This window comes from Pseudomonas sp. Irchel s3h9 (assembly GCF_900187475.1).
In the GTDB taxonomy this organism is placed as follows: domain Bacteria; phylum Pseudomonadota; class Gammaproteobacteria; order Pseudomonadales; family Pseudomonadaceae; genus Aquipseudomonas; species Aquipseudomonas neuropathica.
This window is the reverse complement of sequence record NZ_FYDH01000005.1, coordinates 60,587-76,244: the sequence shown is the minus strand read 5'-3', so window position 1 is coordinate 76,244 and position 15,658 is coordinate 60,587. Positions and strand designations below refer to the sequence as shown.

Here is a 15,658-nt window from a genome sequence, read left to right as displayed (position 1 = left end):
TCAGCGCCGGGTAGCCAACAGGCCGATCAGGAAGCCGACACCGGCGGCAATACCGACGGACTGCCAAGGGTTGGCCGAGACGTAATCTTCGGTAGCAGTGACTGCCGCCTGACCGCGATCACGCAAGGTTTCTTCGGTCAATTTCAAGGTTTCGCGGGCGCGCAGCAGGCTGTCGTGAATCTGCTCGCGCAGCTCATCGGCCTGATCGCCGGCCAGGGTGGCGGTGTGCTCGAGCAAGCGTTCGGTGTCGGCGACCAAAGTCTGGAAGTCGTTCATCAGGATTTCTTGAGCGGTCTTTGCCTTGATGCTGGCCATGGGTGGATCTCCGTAAGTGACGTCTGAAGCGTTCGAGTATGAGCCTTGCGCGAAGGTTCAGTACAAATGACTGGTACAACTTTTGCTGTGTCGTGGTGCGTTCCCCGGCGGTTGTGCGCTGTTGTCGGGCGTGCGCCTCGAGAAACCTTATCCCAAACAAGCCCGGTTCGTGTCAGGACATCGACCTCGTGCGCCAAAGCGGTTCGCCGGACCTTCGGATCTGTGACTGCGCGGTCGCAACTTGGTGCATGAAATGTGCGTATGAACCGCTTTGGTGCCTTTTTCGCCTTTAGGTCTGCCTGCTTATGGAAAATCTGCAAAGCGCTGTGGACACCCTGGTTCACAGCTCCAATACCTTGTTCATTCTGATCGGTGCGGTGATGGTGCTGGCGATGCATGCCGGTTTCGCCTTTCTGGAAGTCGGTACGGTGCGCCAGAAAAACCAGGTCAATGCGCTGTCGAAAATTCTCAGTGATTTCGCCGTCTCGACCCTGGCCTATTTCTTTATAGGCTATTGGATTTCCTATGGCGTGACGTTTATGCAGCCGGCGGCGGTACTGAGTGCCGATCACGGTTATGGACTGGTGAAGTTTTTCTTCCTGCTGACCTTTGCCGCAGCGATCCCGGCGATCATTTCCGGCGGTATCGCCGAGCGCGCGCGTTTCGTGCCGCAGTTGTGCGCTACGGCCTTGATTGTCGCGTTCATCTACCCCTTTTTCGAGGGCATGATCTGGAACGGCAACTACGGTTTGCAAGCGTGGCTGACGGCGCAGTTTGGTGCCGCTTTTCATGACTTTGCCGGTTCCGTAGTGGTGCACGCCATGGGTGGTTGGCTGGCGCTGGCGGCGGTATTGCTGCTGGGGCCGCGTAATGGCCGTTATCGCGACGGTCGTCTGGTGGCGTTCGCACCGTCGAGCATTCCCTTTCTGGCGTTGGGTTCGTGGATTCTGATTGTCGGCTGGTTCGGCTTCAACGTGATGAGTGCGCAGACGCTGCAAGGCGTCAGCGGTCTGGTGGCGGTCAACTCGTTGATGGCGATGGTCGGCGGCACCATGGCGGCGCTGCTTGTCGGACGTAATGACCCGGGCTTCCTGCATAACGGCCCGTTGGCCGGGTTGGTGGCGATCTGTGCCGGGTCGGATTTGATGCATCCGGTTGGTGCCCTGGTGACGGGCGCGATCGCCGGTGCACTGTTTGTCTGGTGCTTTACCGCCGCCCAGGTGAAATGGCGCATCGACGATGTCTTGGGGGTGTGGCCATTGCACGGCTTGTGCGGCGTGTGGGGCGGGATTGCCTGCGGGATCTTCGGCCAGACTGCGCTCGGCGGTATTGGCGGCGTCAGCTTGATCAGTCAGTTGATCGGCACCGCGCTGGGTGTCGCGGTGGCGCTGATCGGTGGCTTCGCTGTGTACGGCGTGATCAAGGCGTTGCATGGGCTGCGCCTGAGTCAGGAACAAGAGTATTACGGCGCCGACCTGTCGCTGCACAAGATCGGCGCGGTAAGTCAGGATTAAGTCTCGGCATCGTCGCTACCGGGATAAAAACCGTGAAGCAGCCGATAGCGGTCGATGCGCACCTGATCGACTTTTTCCTGCACCTGATGTGCCGGCAAGCCAAGCATGATCAAGGCGTGGGAGGCGAGCATCAGGCTCGATTCCAATAGTTCCGGCACCACTTCGGTGGCGCCGGCGGCTTTCAGTTCGGCCCACTGGCTGTCGTCGCGGGTACGCACCAGTATCGGTACGTGGGCGTTGAGCCGACGTGCTTCCTTGAGGATACGCAGGGCAATGTCGCTCTGATCCACGGCAACCACCAGCAGTCTGGCGCGCAACAGGCCAACAGCAGTCAGCAGATCGCCGCGCGACGAGTCACCGTAATGCACGTCGCTTTCTCCACTGGCGGCTTCCTGTACCCGCACCGGGTCATTGTCCAGCGCAATAAAAGGCTGCTTGGCGTTGCGCATGAAACGACCGATGGATTGGCCGACGCGGCCGTAGCCGCAAATCACCACATGCTGGTTGAGGTCGGCGTTGAGTGCGCTGATCTCTTCGATCTGCGCCTCCTGATTGGGTTTGCGGTGCAGCACTGCTGCGATGCGTGGCGCTGCGCGCAGCAACAGGGGCGTCAACAACATCGAGCAGAACGTCGCTGCGAGCAGCAGGTCGCTCAGTGCTTCGGGCATCATGCTGTGTTGTTGCATCTGTGCCATCAGGGCGAAGCAGAACTCGCCCCCCTGGGCCAGCGCCAGACCGCTGCGCCATGCTGTTTCGCTGTCACTGCCGCGCCACTTCACCAGCAAGGCGACGACGATACCCTTGATCACCATCAAACCGACGGTGAGCCCGAGGATCAGCAGGCTGTGACTGACGAACAGTTGCAGGTCGATGAGCATGCCGATGCTGACGAAAAACACCCCGAGCAGAATGTCGCGGAACGGCCGGATATCCGCCTCGATCTGGTGTCGATAGTGGCTTTCACCGAGCAACATGCCGGCCAGAAATGCACCAAGGGCAGGGGACAGCCCCAGCAGGTGCGTCAGCCAGGCGGTCAAAAGCACAATCACTAGCGCCAGCAGCACAAACAGTTCTGCCGAGCGCGAGGCGGCCACCTCATGAAACAGCCGCGGCAGTAACCAGCGACTGGCCAGCAGCAGACCGACAAACAGCACCACGGTTTTTGCCAGGGTCAAAGGCAACGCCCAGTACCAGACTTGCTCGCTGCTGCCGGCGAACACCGGCACCAACGTCAGCAGCAATACCGCGATAACGTCCTGAAACAGCAAAACGCCGACAGCATTCTGGCCATGACTGCTGAACACCTCGCCGAGGCTGCCCAATTCTTTGGTCACAATCGCCGTTGATGACAGCGAAAGTCCGGCACCGAGCAACAGCGCCGGCGTCATCGGCATGCCCAACAGCATCAGCAGCAAACCGAGCAGCGCGGTGCTGATCAGCACCTGCTGGCTGCCGAGACGAAACACCACCTGGCGCAGGGCGATCATCTTCGACAGGGAGAACTCCAGGCCAAGTGAGAACAACAGAAACACCACGCCCAGCTCGGCTACGTCAGGCAAGTGTTCGCTTTCGTTGACCCAGTCGAATGCACTTGGCCCCACCAGCAATCCCACACACAGATAGCCCAGCACCGGCGGCAGCCGCAAGCGCCGGAACAGGGCAATCACCACGAGGGACGAGGCGAGGATAATCAACAGATTGGCAAACACTGGACACTCCGATGTCAGATTCAGGCTTTTCAAGCGTAGAGGCAAAAAGACCGGGAGGATCGCGCAAATGATTTTTCTGTGGACTGATTTGCGTCAGGGTTTTGCCTGTGAACCTTTGTTGGGGAGCTGGAGCCTTTGGGCGGCGCTGGCTCGACGGGTTTTCAGGTGCGGCCTAGAATAGGCCCACTCATTTTTTGGTTGAGCAATCATGCCTCCTGAATGTCAGCTGTTCGGCACCCTTGGATGCCACTTGTGTGAAGTCGCCGAAGCCGAGCTGATGCCTCTTGTCGAGCATGGTTTGTTGGTTGAACTGGTCGATATTGCTGAGGATGAGGCTTGGTATGCGGCTTACAGCCTGCGAATTCCGGTACTGCGCCGTGTCGATACAGGTGCTGAGCTGGGCTGGCCATTCAGCGCTGATGAGGTCGTGGCATTTCTGCGTTAATCCGCATTTTCTGGTTTATCCCGCCGGTCGCTACTGCCATGCATTCCTTGGCATTTTGCGGTTTCATCGGTTACTGTATGTTCATACAGTAAATGCGTCAGAGGGATGAACCGTGGTCAATGTCGAACAGTTGAAAAACAGCGTGAACCGGATGTCGGTTGACGTGGTGCGCGAGGCCGTTCTCGAATTGCGCCTGGACGGGCTGGTCACGGAAGGCAAGACGCCGTTCAACAAGCTGCATTTCAACACTTGCTTTGCCGAAATCGAGGCCTTGTTTCAGCGTGCCGGTTACCACAAGCAACTGGATGTGGTCGGTTATCAGGGGCTGCTCTACGCCTTGTACGATCCGGGCCGCTGGGAGGCAGTTGATGTATTGCGCTGGCTCAAGGAATTCACTGACGCCGCAGCGCTGAAAACAATTCCGGCCTGAACATTCTGCGCTAGGTTCGTTTCCCTCAGTGCTGGATAATGCCGCCCTGCATTGAGGGTCCGATTTTCGTATGTCCACATCTACATTTTCTGCTGCTCAGAATCAGGCGAGCACGCTTTATCTGCCGCCCGGTGCGTGGCTGACCGTACTCGATTGTCTGTGCGAGCATTTCCGCGCGATTGACCGCGAACAATGGCTGGACCGGATCGCCCGGGGACGGGTGCTGGATGGTCATGGCCAGCCGATCTCGGTGGATCTGGCTTACAAGGAAGGTTTGCGGATTCATTATTTTCGCGAAGTGCCGGACGAGAAGCCGATTCCGGTGGTCGAGTCGATTCTGTATGCGGACGAACATCTGGTGGTGGCTGACAAACCGCATTTTCTGCCGGTGACGCCCGCCGGCGAATACGTTGAGCAAACCCTGTTACGCAGGCTGATTCATCGCCTGGACAATCCTCACTTGGTGCCGCTGCACCGCATCGACCGGCATACGGCGGGGCTGGTGATTTTCTCGGCCAATCCGCAAACCCGATCGGCTTATCAGTCGCTGTTCCCCACGCGGCAGATCGACAAGCGTTATGAGGCCATCGCTCCGGCACTGCCCGATCTGAATTTCCCCCTGGTGCACAAGAGCCGTCTGGTCGACGGAGAACCGTTTTTCCGCATGCAGGAAGGCGCCGGAGCCAGCAATACCGAAACGGCGGTGGAGGTTCGGGAAAAGCATGGCGATCTGTGGCGTTATGGATTGTTTCCGGTGACCGGCAAGAAACATCAACTGCGCGTCCACATGACTGCGCTGGGGGCGAGCATCTGCAACGATCCGTTTTATCCCCAGGTGCTGAAAGACGTCGAGGATGACTATGCCAATCCGTTGAAGCTGCTGGCGCAAGGCTTGCGGTTTATCGACCCGGTGACCGGTGAGGAGCGCGAATTCGAGAGCCGGATCACCTTGCAGTGGTGATACTGACTTCACTTTTAGAGCGCCCATGAAAAAGCCCGCAATCAATGCGGGCTTTTCTGTATCCGGTATCGAACCAGAGCTTACAGCTCTTTAACGGTACGAACCTGATCCTTGTTGATGCGGGTTTCTTTGCCGTCCAGCTGTTTGAACTCGTAGAAGCCCGAATCGTCATCGTATTTCGGGGTGTCGACGGCCTGGATTTCGCGACCGTCATTCAAGGTGATCACTGTAGGCGACGAGCAACCGGCGAGGGTGGCAAGGCCCAGTGCGAGCATGAAAGTGGCGAGGGTCCGTTGAGTCATGGGTGTGTCTCCGAATGGGAATTCTTTTGGTTACTGAGCTTGAGACGTATACAAGGCTTGAGAGTTCCTTGAATGGTGTCAGTCTGACACAGTGTTATGGGAATTTAACAGTTCGGGGGTGTTCAGGTTGGCCAGCCGCGGGTCGTTTTCAGGGCACTCCAGGGCAGTGGCGCCTAGATTGCGCATGACCCGGCCGGGGCTGCGTTCACCGGCATTCCAGGCATCTTCGAAGGCCGTTAGAAGGGCCACCGGAATCACACACAGCAAGGGTTCCCAATGCTCGTCATGGCGCAACATTAAAGGTTTTTCAGGATGCTGATTGGCAGTCTCGCGCATGCTTTGCAGCAGCGCGGCGTCAATTCGCGGAACGTCGCACGGCAAAACCAGCAGGTGGCTATGGCGCGCCGCTTTCAGACCGGCACGAATACCCGCCAATGGCCCCGGAAAATCGCCCTCGTCATCGACCACCAATTGATCGGCAAACGGTGCGTAACGCTCGCGGTTGCGGTTGCAGGAGATGATCAGGTCGTCAGTCAGCCCGCGTACCTTACGCTGCAAATGTGCAATCAACGGTTCGCCCAGCCACTCGACCAGGCCTTTGTCCTGACCGCCCATGCGTTGGCCGCGCCCGCCTGCCAGGAGCAGAATGGAGCAGGGGGGCAATTGCGAATCGCGGGTCATGGCAGCTCTCCAGAGGGGCGGCGAAAAAATAGGGCGCTGTGATATAACACCGGGCTGTTTCTCCTACAACTGGACGAGCCTATGAAAGCCAAGGCTGATGTACCTTTCGTGCCGCTCAATATTGCGGTGCTGACAGTCAGTGACACCCGAACTCTGGAAACCGACACCTCAGGCCAGGTCTTCGTCGATCGCTTGACGGCGGCGGGCCACCGTTTGGCGGAGCGGGTTTTGCTCAAAGATGACCTCTACAAAATTCGCGCGCAAGTCGCCAGCTGGATTGCCGACGATGTCGTGCAGGTCGTGCTGATCACCGGCGGTACCGGATTTACCGGTCGTGACAGCACGCCGGAAGCGGTTGCCTGCCTGCTGGATAAACAGGTCGACGGGTTTGGGGAGTTGTTCCGGCAGATTTCGGTAGCCGATATCGGTACCTCGACAGTTCAGTCCCGGGCGCTGGCCGGTCTGGCCAACGGCACGCTGGTGTGCTGTTTGCCAGGTTCGACCAATGCCGTACGCACCGGTTGGGATGGCATCCTGGGCGAGCAGTTGGACGCGCGTCATCGTCCGTGCAACTTCGTGACTCATTTGAAGCAGGCAGCGCCTTGTGAATCCCGTGGGTAAGCCGGGCAAGACCGGAGCGCTGATGCCGGTCGAGCTGGCGCTGGAGCGCCTGCTCGACATGGCCGAGGCCTCGCCGATTGTCGAGCATGAGTATTTGCCGCTGGCTCAGGTTCAGGGGCGTGTGCTGAGCGAAGACCTGATTTCGACGCTGGATCTGCCACCCTGGCCAAACAGTGCCATGGACGGTTATGCGCTGAATCTGACCGACTGGACGGGCGAACCGATGCCGGTCAGTCAGAAGGTGTTTGCCGGGCAATCCCCCGAACCGCTGAAGCCGGGCACCTGTGCACGGATCTTCACCGGGGCGCCGGTGCCCGCGGGCGCTGATTGCGTGGAAATGCAGGAAAACGCTGAGGTTCAAACCGATGAAAGGGTGCGTTTCCTTGAACCGATGAAGGCCGGGCAGAACATTCGCCCGCAAGGTCAGGAAACCACAGTCGGTGAACTGATCCTGCCCGCCGGAACTCGGCTGGGTCCGATAGAGCAGGGATTAGCCGCATCGTTGGGCTGTGCCGGGTTGAAGGTCGTGCGCAAGGTTCGTGTCGCGGTGATTTCCACTGGCGATGAATTGGTCGAGCCGGGCCAGGCCCTGGGGCCGGGACAGATATACAACAGCAATCGAGTGTTGCTGTGCAGTTGGCTGCAACGCCTGGGCTGTGAGGTAGTTGATGCCGGTATTCTTCCGGACGATCTGGCCACAACCCGAGCGCGTCTGGGTGAGTTGCAGGATGTTGATCTGATTCTTTCCACCGGTGGCGTGTCGGTGGGTGAGGCGGATTTTTTGGGTGTCGCATTGCGTGAAGAGGGCGAGCTTGCCCTTTGGAAGCTGGCGATCAAACCCGGAAAACCGCTAACTTTTGGCCATTTCCGCAACGTGCCGGTCATTGGCTTGCCAGGCAACCCTGCGTCGACACTGGTGACCTTTGCGCTGCTCACTCGGCCTTATCTGTTACGCCGTCAGGGCGTTCGGGTCGTCGAGCCGCTGAAGTTCACCGTGCCAGCGGGGTTTGACTGGCCGGTGGCAGGCAATCGGCGTGAGTACCTGCGAGGCCGTCTTGAGCAAGGACGGGCGACTGTCTACCGCAACCAGAGCTCAGGTGTACTGCGTAGCGCCGCGTGGGCAGATGGATTGGTCGAAGTGCTGGAAGGTCGCACGCTGAGCGTCGGAGACGAAGTGGTCTTCATCCCGCTGAGTGACTTGCTCGACTGATCGCTATCTCGTAAATGCAGGCGTCGGCTGACTCAGGCGGCGCCTGCAATGACTGATTCAATTAATTGCTGATCAATGTCACAAGCTGATCGAATCGGCTATTGGCCACCCAGCCCAGCAAACCCAGCACTACCGCTGTTGCACCCGCCGAGTAGGCAAGCCGGTGTTTGATCGTTCGGACATCACCGCGAATTTCGTCCATGTCCCGTCGAAGGTATTTGAGATGGGTTTCCAGCTCGGTAACACGGGGTTCCATATCAACTTCTCCAGTGGTTCTGGCGCTGTTTTTGAAATCGGACTTGTGATTCGCGCGACTTTCGACAATGGGGCCAACCGGGCTCATGGGTATTCTCGCTTCATGACCAGGCATGGAAGCATCCACCGATTGTTTCAACTGTTTGCTTGCAACCTTTTCCAGCTCTCGAACCGGCAAGAGCCCATGGGGTGTATCCACTCATTACATGCACGTCCCTGTGTGTTGGATTGAAAATCGATACCGCCAACACACGGTGACTCAATGCTCGAACCGGGTCAATTAAGCCGATTCCGCATGTTTTGTAAGAAAAAGTACCGCTGTGTAGGACGTCCGGCGCTAGGAGGCTGAATTAATTACGGGTATGACGGCTTTTTTGCGTGCGCCAGTGGTCAAGATGTCTTAACCGATCAATTTGGGAGTGATGTTATGAGTGAACGCCGGGCGCTGTTGATTCTGCATGGCAAGCAGGCACTCAACGAGGCGGTACGCACCGCCGTCGAGGACAAGCGCAAGCAAGGCTGGGAGCTGGCCGTGCGTCTGACCTGGGAGGCAGGGGACGCACAGCGCTGGGTAGAACAAGCCTTGGCTGACGGCTACACGAAAATCATTGCCGGGGGCGGCGATGGCACCTTGCGCGATATCGCCGAAGCGCTCGCCGCGCATCCTGGCAAAGCCAGTCTCGTACTCCTGCCTTTGGGCACTGCCAACGATTTTTCCCGTGCCGCCGGCGTACCACTGGAGCCTGCCGAAGCCCTTGAGCTGCTCGATGTGCCACCGCGCGCCATCGATCTGGGTGAAGTGGGCGGGCAGATTTTTCTCAACATGGCCACCGGTGGTTTCGGCAGCCAGGTCACGGCCAATACCTCCGAGGACTTGAAAAAAGTACTTGGCGGTGCTGCCTATCTGTTCACTGGCTTGTCACGATTCAGCGAGCTGCATGCCGCTTACGGCGAACTTCAGGGGCCGGATTTTCACTGGCGTGGCGAGCTGTTGGCACTGGGTATCGGCAATGGCCGACAGGCCGGCGGTGGACACGTGTTGTGCCCGGAGGCGCTGGCCGATGATGGCTTGCTGGATATCAGTATTCTGCCGGCGCCACAGGAGTTGGTGGGCACCTTGAAGACGCTGCTCAGCGATGGCTTCGGGATCGACAACATGTTTGTTCGCACCCGTTTGCCATGGGTCGAAATCAAGGTGGCCGAGGGGCTGTGCATCAATCTTGATGGCGAACCGCTCGAAGGTGACAGCATGCGATTCGAGGCGCGTCCGGCGGCGTTGCGCGTGCATTTGCCGGAACATTCTCCCTTGTTGAGCAGCGCCGGGCTGGTCAGTCGTCCAGGCTGATGATCTGCTCACGCACGGCGAACAGCACCAGACCCGCCACGTCGTAGATTTGCAGTCGCTTCATGATCTGTGAACGGTGGGTCTCGACAGTCTTGATGCTCAGGCCCAGGCCATTGGCGATTTCCCGGGTGGATTTTCCGCGCACGATCAAGCGCAGGATTTCCAGTTGGCGCGCGGTCAGATTGTGCGAGTCGGCTGCCTCCGGCTGCTGCTTCTGATTACGGGTCAGGGCTTGATTGATCACGGTATGGGCGATGGCCGGGCTCAGGTAGCGCTCGTTGTTGCGCAAGGCTTCCAGTGCATGCTCAAGTTCTGTCGCTGTGGTGTCCTTGAGCAGGTAGCCGTGGGCGCCGGATTCCAGCGCCTGCATGATCAGCGCCGGATCGGTGTGCATCGACAGGATCAGCACCTTGCTCTGCGGGCGTACCCGCTTGAGCCGTTGCAGGGCTTCCAGGCCACCGGTTTCTTTCATGGAGATATCCAGCAACACGATATCCGGATTCAGTTGCTCGACCATTTCGAGCAGCTGCGAACCGTCATTGGCCTCGCCAATCACCGCGTAACCGGGAATATCCAGCACCAGAGCGCGCACGCCGGCCCTGATCAGCGAGTGGTCATCCACCAGAAGTAAGTTGCAAGTCAACGCATAACCTTATTCGTACTGGCCCGCTCGAGTGCGCGTGGCGCCCACGGGAAGAGTGCTTCGATTTGAGTGCCTTTGCCCGGTTCGCTGATGACGTTCAGGGTGCCACCCAGTTGCTCGATTCGTTCGGCCATCCCGGCCATGCCTCGTTGTCCTTCACGACCGGGGTTGGCCGCCGGGGCGAATCCCAGGCCGTCATCGCTGATCAGCAACGTCAGACCTTTGGGCAGACGTTGCACGCGTATCACCAGATTTTTTGCCTGGGCATGACGCAGGATATTGGTAACAGCCTCTTGGGTAATACGAAAGGCGGCGACTGCCATTTCTTCCGGAATGCCATTGAGCCGCTGCTGGCAATCGAGGCTCCAGTGCACGTTAGTGTTGGCCAATGTCTTGAGCAGGTGCGCACGCAGGCTGGCTTCAAGTCCCAGGCTGGTCAACTGGCGTGGGTTGAGAATGGCTGAAACGTCGCGCACCTTGTTGAGGGTTTCTTCCAGGGTGTCGCACAACGCGGTGCATTGTTCCTGCAAGTCGTCGGGCATGCGCCGCTTGAGCCATTCGCTTTGCAGTTTGGCGGCCGTTAGCAGTTGGCCGATATCGTCATGCAGTTCGCGGCTGAGGCGATGGCGCTCGTTTTCCTGGACTTCCAGCAAGCGGTCAGCGAGTTCCTGCGGCTGAAACTTGATTGATTTGCGTGACAGTCGATATTGCACCCAGACGCACGCAGTAGCAGCGATCTCGAGCAGCAGCAATCCCAGGCAAAGTGGTGTTGAAAGAGCGTAGGTCAGCAGACTGCCGAGCGTGGCCGCGACACACAGTATGAGTGTGAACCGGCGAGCATTTTCGCGGGAGGGTGGCCATGTAGTGATTGACTTGAGGCTGGCGTACATAACGGATGGAGCCAATGGATGTTCGCTGCGGGCAGACCGGCCGGAGGCTGACGGGTCTCTGTCTGAAAATGCTGTCAATTATATTATTGATTTCAACGCGGTTCAGTAAACGTATTGGCCGCCAACTATCAGTGGACAGCGATCTCTGAAGTCACTGTGCCACTAATTTGAAAGCAACTAATGGGCGGCATAATACCACTTAAGATACCGTTGGTCGCGTTTGCTATATATGTCCATTGAGTCAGGAAATACGTGATATTGGACGCAAGTTCCATAATGGAAAAGTCGATTTGTTGTGTTCGATAGATGTCAGTGTTGCCTGAAGTTGTGCTTGTTTGCACACAGGTAAACCCTGAGGCCGGCAAAAATATCGGCGTCGGCTTTCAGTGATTATTTAGTTCGACTTGTCGCTGGCAGGTATGAACTATTCAATTGCGACGTTCAACGCTTGTGTTCCAAGTGCTTGCGCGGGTACCGAGTGCGGGTCAGGCTTGTCCCGAGTAGGGCAGTTGGGGCAAACGTTTGCCCGTGCGGGGCGGCTGATGGCGGCTTTGGCTGACCTGGAAGGCGAATGCTTCGAGCAGCAAAGCCTGCTCACTTTCATCCAGACTCAGTTGCCCGGTCTGCTGATCGACCAGTTCAAGCTGCCAGGCCATCAATGTGAAGCAATCCTGCAAGGCCTGCAGGGCCTGTTCGTGAAGGTCGACGTGTTCCTGATTGAGGTTGAGCAGACTGTAAATGTGCAGGGAAAACTCGGAAATCGCCTCCAGCGCGAGGGCTTCAGCCCTGCGTGCGAGTTTCAGCAGAGTACTGAGCATGCACTCGATGGCGTCCTTGTCATTGCTGATCAATTGCAGGTGGCTGAGGCATTCTTCGGACTTGGCCAGGAGTTGCTCGGCCTCGACAAGGAATTCGGGGAAGCGTTGTACCCACTCTTTGCGGTCCATTGGCATGCTTATCTCCACAACGTCATGTCTGATGAGGGAATGCCGTGTGTGGCGACGATCGTGAATCGTCGGGAGATCGCGCCCAGACGTGCAAGTGCACAGACTGAGAGGTTCCAGAGGGCTTGTTTCCACTGAACTGCGATCGCACACAATAGCCTGACTCCGTTCATGCAATGAGAATGGCGTCACATTAATGGCTATTGGATATTGCGAATATCAGGTTGGGCCTGATTGTTACTAGGGGAATCCCTTAGGCGCGGGAACCTACCGTGCAAACCGAGGTCGCGCCGCAGAGAATGTAGCAGATGAAAATCACCGGGCCAGTAAACCATGATGTTAATGTGACATCAATGCCTGTTCATGGCATTTTTGATGGGGTCGGGTATGGCAATCAAGAACTGCGATTTGCCGCCGATAACCTCACATAGTGAATTCATCAGAACAAGCCCAGGAGTCATTGATGGCCGGCATTCTCGACACGGTAGACCAACGCACGCAACTGGTGGGTGAGAATCGCCTGGAAATTCTCATGTTTCGACTGGCCGGGCGTCAGTTGTTCGCGATCAACGTGTTCAAGGTTCAGGAAGTGCTGCAACTGCCGAAACTGACTTTGATGCCGCAGCGTCACCCGTTTGTATGCGGAGTGGTCAATCTGCGCGGTCAGACCTTGCCGGTGATCGATCTGTCGCAGGCGATCGGTATGCGTCCGTTGGTGCCGGGGCCCAACAGCACGATCATCGTCACCGAATACAACCGCTCGGTGCAGGCCTTCCTGGTGGGCGGTGTGGATCGCATCGTCAACATGAACTGGGAAGCCATTCTGCCGCCGCCGACCAGCGCCGGGCGTCAGCACTATCTGACCGCGATCAGCAAGGTCGACGATCAACTGGTGGAAATCATCGACGTCGAGAAAGTCCTCGCCGAAATCGTCCCGTACAACGCCAAGGTCTCGCGTGAAAAACTCGATGATCCGGTGCTCGAGCGCGCCCGTGGCCGTGAAGTGCTGTTGGTGGACGACTCCAACGTGGCACTTTCGCAATTGCGCGACACCCTCGGCCAGCTCGGGGTAAAAATGCACATTGCCAGCGATGGCCTGAAGGCGTTGAACATGCTCAAGGCCTGGGCGGATACCGGCGTGAACATGACCGACAAGCTGCTGATGATCTTCACCGATGCGGAAATGCCGGAAATGGACGGCTATCGCCTGACCACCGAAATTCGTAACGATCCGCGTCTGCGTGGCTTGTACGTGGTGCTGCATACCTCGCTGTCCGGTAGCTTCAACGACTCGATGGTGAAGAAGGTCGGCTGCGACAACTTCCTCTCCAAATTCCAGCCGGACAAACTGGTCGACGTCGTTCGCCAGCGTCTGATGCTCGACGAAGTTCCGGCCTGATCACACACCCATTGTAGGAGTGAGCCTGCTCGCGATCGCGGTGTGTCAGCCCCGAATCATTACCTGACACACCGCTATCGCGAGCAGGCTCACTCCTACAGTTATTGCTCTTTGATTCCTGATCAAGCTCGTATAGGGTGGCGTTTTTACCCTTCAGGGAGCTGGCCATGCTGCGTCTGAGCGCGCTTTATCGTTACCCGTTGAAATCCGGCAAAGTCGATGTGCTGCAAAGTGTTGATCTCGACAAGCTGGGGCTTGATGGCGATCGACGCTGGATGCTCGTGGACGAGGCCAGCGGCCGCTTTCTGACCCAGCGCGCTGAAGCGAAGATGAGTCAGTTGTCGGCGCTATGGAATGCGCAGGGCGGTCTGACCCTTAGTGCGCCGCAACAGCCTCCCATCGAAATCGCCTTGCCGGGCAACGATGCCGAACTGCGCGGCGTGACGATCTGGCGTGACACCTTGCGCGTGCCGGATGCCGGTGATGAGGCGGCGCGCTGGGTCAGCGATTTCATCGGCAAGCCGACCCGGCTGGTGCAGGTGCCGCTGGATCGCGCCCGGACCACCCAGGCAGGCTTCGGCAAGGATGACGATCAGGTTGCGTTCGCTGACGGATTTCCACTGTTGTTGATCGGCGCGGCATCCCTGCAGGATCTTGCGCAAAAGGTCGGACGACCGCTGGAAATGCTGCGTTTTCGGCCGAACCTGGTGATCGAAGGCAGTGAGGCATATGCCGAAGACAGTTGGAAGCGCATTCGCATCGGTGACGTCGAGTTTCGCGTGGTCAAGCCGTGTTCGCGTTGCATCCTCACCACCATCGACCCGCAAACCGGTGAGCGCAGTGCCGATCGCGAGCCTCTGGCCACCTTGCAGAAGTACCGCGCCGAAGCCGATGGTGCGATGTTCGGCCAGAATCTGGTCAACGACAACAATGGCCGACTCGAAGTCGGCATGCCGGTGGAGATTCTCGAGTAACCCGTCTCTGAAACGAAAATGCCCGTGTCCTTGGACACGGGCATTTTTTATCGCAGTGAAAGCCGTGGGTTTAGCCGCGGTACTCGCACAGGTAAGCGGTGTCGACCGCAACTTTCAGCTGGAACTTGCTGTTGGCCGGGACGTTGAACTGGCTGCCGGCGGCGAAGGTTTCCCAGTCGCTGCTGTCGGGCAGTTTGACGGTCAGTGCGCCGGAAACCACATGCATGATTTCACGCTGAGCGGTGCCGAATTCGTATTCGCCCGGGGCCATGACGCCGATGGTCGCCGGACCTTCAGCGGTGCCAAAGGCGATCGACTTGACGGTGCCGTCGAAGTACTCGTTGACTTTAAACATGGGCGATTCCTCGAAAAGGGTTAGAAATTGGAGGCGGCCAGTATGCACAAGGCTTTTCGCGCCGTCACCTGCCCGGCGTCTGTCCGGTGAGTTCTCGAATTGACCCTAGAGTGGCAAGACCAGTGGCAACAACCGCGCGGTGTTGCGCGCATCTTCCAGCGCCCGGTGCTGCTGGCCGCTGAACTGCATGCCAGCCAATTGCAGCGCACCGTTGAGGCCTAATGGACGCTCCAGGCGGCGGGCCTTGGCGAAGCGTTGTTTGAGATTCATGTGCGGCACCTTGCTCAAGCCACTGTCGATTTGCAGACGCTGCCATTCCTGCAACAACTGCTTGCGGTCGTAATCGCCCCAACTGGCCCAGCCTTCAAGGCGTGTCTGATGTTGCGCGAGCCAGCGTTCGAACGCCGGCCAGACCTCAGTCAACGGCTGTGCCGAGTCGATATTGGCTTGGGTGATGTGTGTCAGTTCACGACAGAAAGGCGTAAGCAACGGCCGTCGCGTCGGTTTGACGAAACGCTGGAAGTGATCCTGCTCGCGCCCGGCGCGATCGACCAGGGTGGCGCCGATCTCGATAATTTCCATTTCGGTGACTGGCCAGCCACCCTCATCGGTGGTGGCTTCCAGATCTATGACCAGCCAGTGAGGCATCGCAGGGTTCCTGATTT

Annotated in this window: 19 protein-coding genes; 9 read left to right on the top strand and 10 right to left on the bottom strand. The window is 58.1% G+C overall.

Annotated elements, in window-relative coordinates; translation table 11 throughout:
* A complete protein-coding gene (locus tag CKW26_RS09910) occupies positions 1-315 on the bottom strand; it encodes a YqjD family protein (protein WP_007908653.1) in 315 nt (104 codons plus the stop codon).
* Positions 316-620: 305 nt separating this feature from the next.
* On the opposite strand from CKW26_RS09910, the gene CKW26_RS09905 reads away from it, so the two are divergent.
* Positions 621-1,829, top strand: coding sequence for an ammonium transporter (locus CKW26_RS09905; protein ID WP_095048442.1), 1,209 nt, complete (start codon positions 621-623; stop codon positions 1,827-1,829).
* Here CKW26_RS09905 and CKW26_RS09900 read toward each other — a convergent pair.
* A complete protein-coding gene (locus tag CKW26_RS09900) occupies positions 1,826-3,538 on the bottom strand; it encodes a monovalent cation:proton antiporter-2 (CPA2) family protein (protein ID WP_095048441.1) in 1,713 nt (570 codons plus the stop codon). The genes CKW26_RS09905 and CKW26_RS09900 overlap by 4 nt on opposite strands.
* A gap of 208 nt (positions 3,539-3,746) precedes the next feature.
* On the opposite strand from CKW26_RS09900, the gene CKW26_RS09895 reads away from it, so the two are divergent.
* From CKW26_RS09895 to CKW26_RS09885, 3 genes are all read left to right on the top strand, one after another.
* A complete protein-coding gene (locus CKW26_RS09895; protein WP_016985470.1) occupies positions 3,747-3,983 on the top strand; it encodes a glutaredoxin family protein in 237 nt (78 codons plus the stop codon).
* Positions 3,984-4,095: 112 nt separating this feature from the next.
* Positions 4,096-4,413: a transcriptional regulator gene (locus CKW26_RS09890; protein WP_093435111.1), complete on the top strand. Its 318-nt coding sequence runs from the start codon at positions 4,096-4,098 to the stop codon at positions 4,411-4,413.
* Positions 4,414-4,483: 70 nt separating this feature from the next.
* Positions 4,484-5,374 carry a pseudouridine synthase gene (locus CKW26_RS09885; RefSeq protein ID WP_095048440.1) on the top strand — a complete coding sequence of 297 codons (891 nt, stop codon included), beginning with the start codon at positions 4,484-4,486 and terminating at the stop codon, positions 5,372-5,374.
* A gap of 80 nt (positions 5,375-5,454) precedes the next feature.
* Here CKW26_RS09885 and CKW26_RS09880 read toward each other — a convergent pair whose 3' ends face one another.
* Together CKW26_RS09880 and mobA are read right to left on the bottom strand one after the other, a co-directional pair.
* Positions 5,455-5,676, bottom strand: coding sequence for a YgdI/YgdR family lipoprotein (locus tag CKW26_RS09880; protein WP_007908660.1), 222 nt, complete (start codon positions 5,674-5,676; stop codon positions 5,455-5,457).
* A 78-nt stretch (positions 5,677-5,754) separates the two neighbouring features.
* Positions 5,755-6,357: a molybdenum cofactor guanylyltransferase MobA gene (gene mobA / locus CKW26_RS09875; protein ID WP_095048439.1), complete on the bottom strand. Its 603-nt coding sequence runs from the start codon at positions 6,355-6,357 to the stop codon at positions 5,755-5,757.
* Positions 6,358-6,438: 81 nt separating this feature from the next.
* On the opposite strand from mobA, the gene moaB reads away from it, so the two are divergent.
* On the top strand, positions 6,439-6,978 hold the full coding sequence (gene moaB / locus CKW26_RS09870; protein ID WP_095048438.1) for a molybdenum cofactor biosynthesis protein B: 540 nt from the start codon (positions 6,439-6,441) through the stop codon (positions 6,976-6,978).
* Positions 6,962-8,188 carry a gephyrin-like molybdotransferase Glp gene (gene glp / locus CKW26_RS09865; RefSeq protein WP_095048437.1) on the top strand — a complete coding sequence of 409 codons (1,227 nt, stop codon included), beginning with the start codon at positions 6,962-6,964 and terminating at the stop codon, positions 8,186-8,188. The genes moaB and glp overlap by 17 nt, the downstream gene beginning before the upstream one ends.
* A 61-nt stretch (positions 8,189-8,249) precedes the next feature.
* Here the strand turns inward: glp and CKW26_RS30050 are convergent, their stop codons facing one another.
* Positions 8,250-8,558 (bottom strand): hypothetical protein, encoded by a 309-nt coding sequence (locus tag CKW26_RS30050; RefSeq protein WP_175559630.1) that lies wholly within the window; start codon positions 8,556-8,558, stop codon positions 8,250-8,252.
* 312 nt (positions 8,559-8,870) lie between these two features.
* Between CKW26_RS30050 and yegS the strand changes: the two genes are divergently transcribed.
* Positions 8,871-9,788, top strand: coding sequence for a lipid kinase YegS (gene yegS / locus CKW26_RS09855; RefSeq protein WP_093435097.1), 918 nt, complete (start codon positions 8,871-8,873; stop codon positions 9,786-9,788).
* Here the strand turns inward: yegS and CKW26_RS09850 are convergent.
* The 3 genes from CKW26_RS09850 to CKW26_RS09840 form a co-directional block, all read right to left on the bottom strand.
* Positions 9,772-10,431, bottom strand: coding sequence for a response regulator transcription factor (locus tag CKW26_RS09850; protein ID WP_093435094.1), 660 nt, complete (start codon positions 10,429-10,431; stop codon positions 9,772-9,774). The two genes, yegS and CKW26_RS09850, sit on opposite strands and share 17 nt — an antisense overlap.
* Positions 10,428-11,321 (bottom strand): sensor histidine kinase, encoded by an 894-nt coding sequence (locus CKW26_RS09845; RefSeq protein WP_095048436.1) that lies wholly within the window; start codon positions 11,319-11,321, stop codon positions 10,428-10,430. Before CKW26_RS09845 ends, CKW26_RS09850 begins: the two co-directional genes overlap by 4 nt.
* Positions 11,322-11,806: 485 nt before the next feature.
* A complete protein-coding gene (locus CKW26_RS09840; protein ID WP_095048435.1) occupies positions 11,807-12,274 on the bottom strand; it encodes a hypothetical protein in 468 nt (155 codons plus the stop codon).
* A 454-nt stretch (positions 12,275-12,728) separates the two neighbouring features.
* Between CKW26_RS09840 and CKW26_RS09835 the strand changes: the two genes are divergently transcribed.
* On the top strand, positions 12,729-13,664 hold the full coding sequence (locus CKW26_RS09835) for a chemotaxis protein CheV (RefSeq protein ID WP_064391361.1): 936 nt from the start codon (positions 12,729-12,731) through the stop codon (positions 13,662-13,664).
* Positions 13,665-13,831: 167 nt separating this feature from the next.
* Complete coding sequence (locus CKW26_RS09830; protein ID WP_095048434.1) at positions 13,832-14,638, top strand: MOSC domain-containing protein; 807 nt, start codon at positions 13,832-13,834, stop codon at positions 14,636-14,638.
* A 70-nt stretch (positions 14,639-14,708) separates the two neighbouring features.
* Here CKW26_RS09830 and CKW26_RS09825 read toward each other — a convergent pair whose 3' ends face one another.
* Positions 14,709-14,993, bottom strand: a complete 285-nt coding sequence (locus CKW26_RS09825) for a pyrimidine/purine nucleoside phosphorylase (protein ID WP_003226701.1) — start codon at positions 14,991-14,993, stop codon at positions 14,709-14,711.
* Between the two features lie 105 nt (positions 14,994-15,098).
* Entirely contained in the window at positions 15,099-15,641 is a 543-nt protein-coding gene (locus tag CKW26_RS09820; protein ID WP_095048433.1) for an exonuclease domain-containing protein, read from the bottom strand.
* Positions 15,642-15,658: the final 17 nt, after the last annotated feature.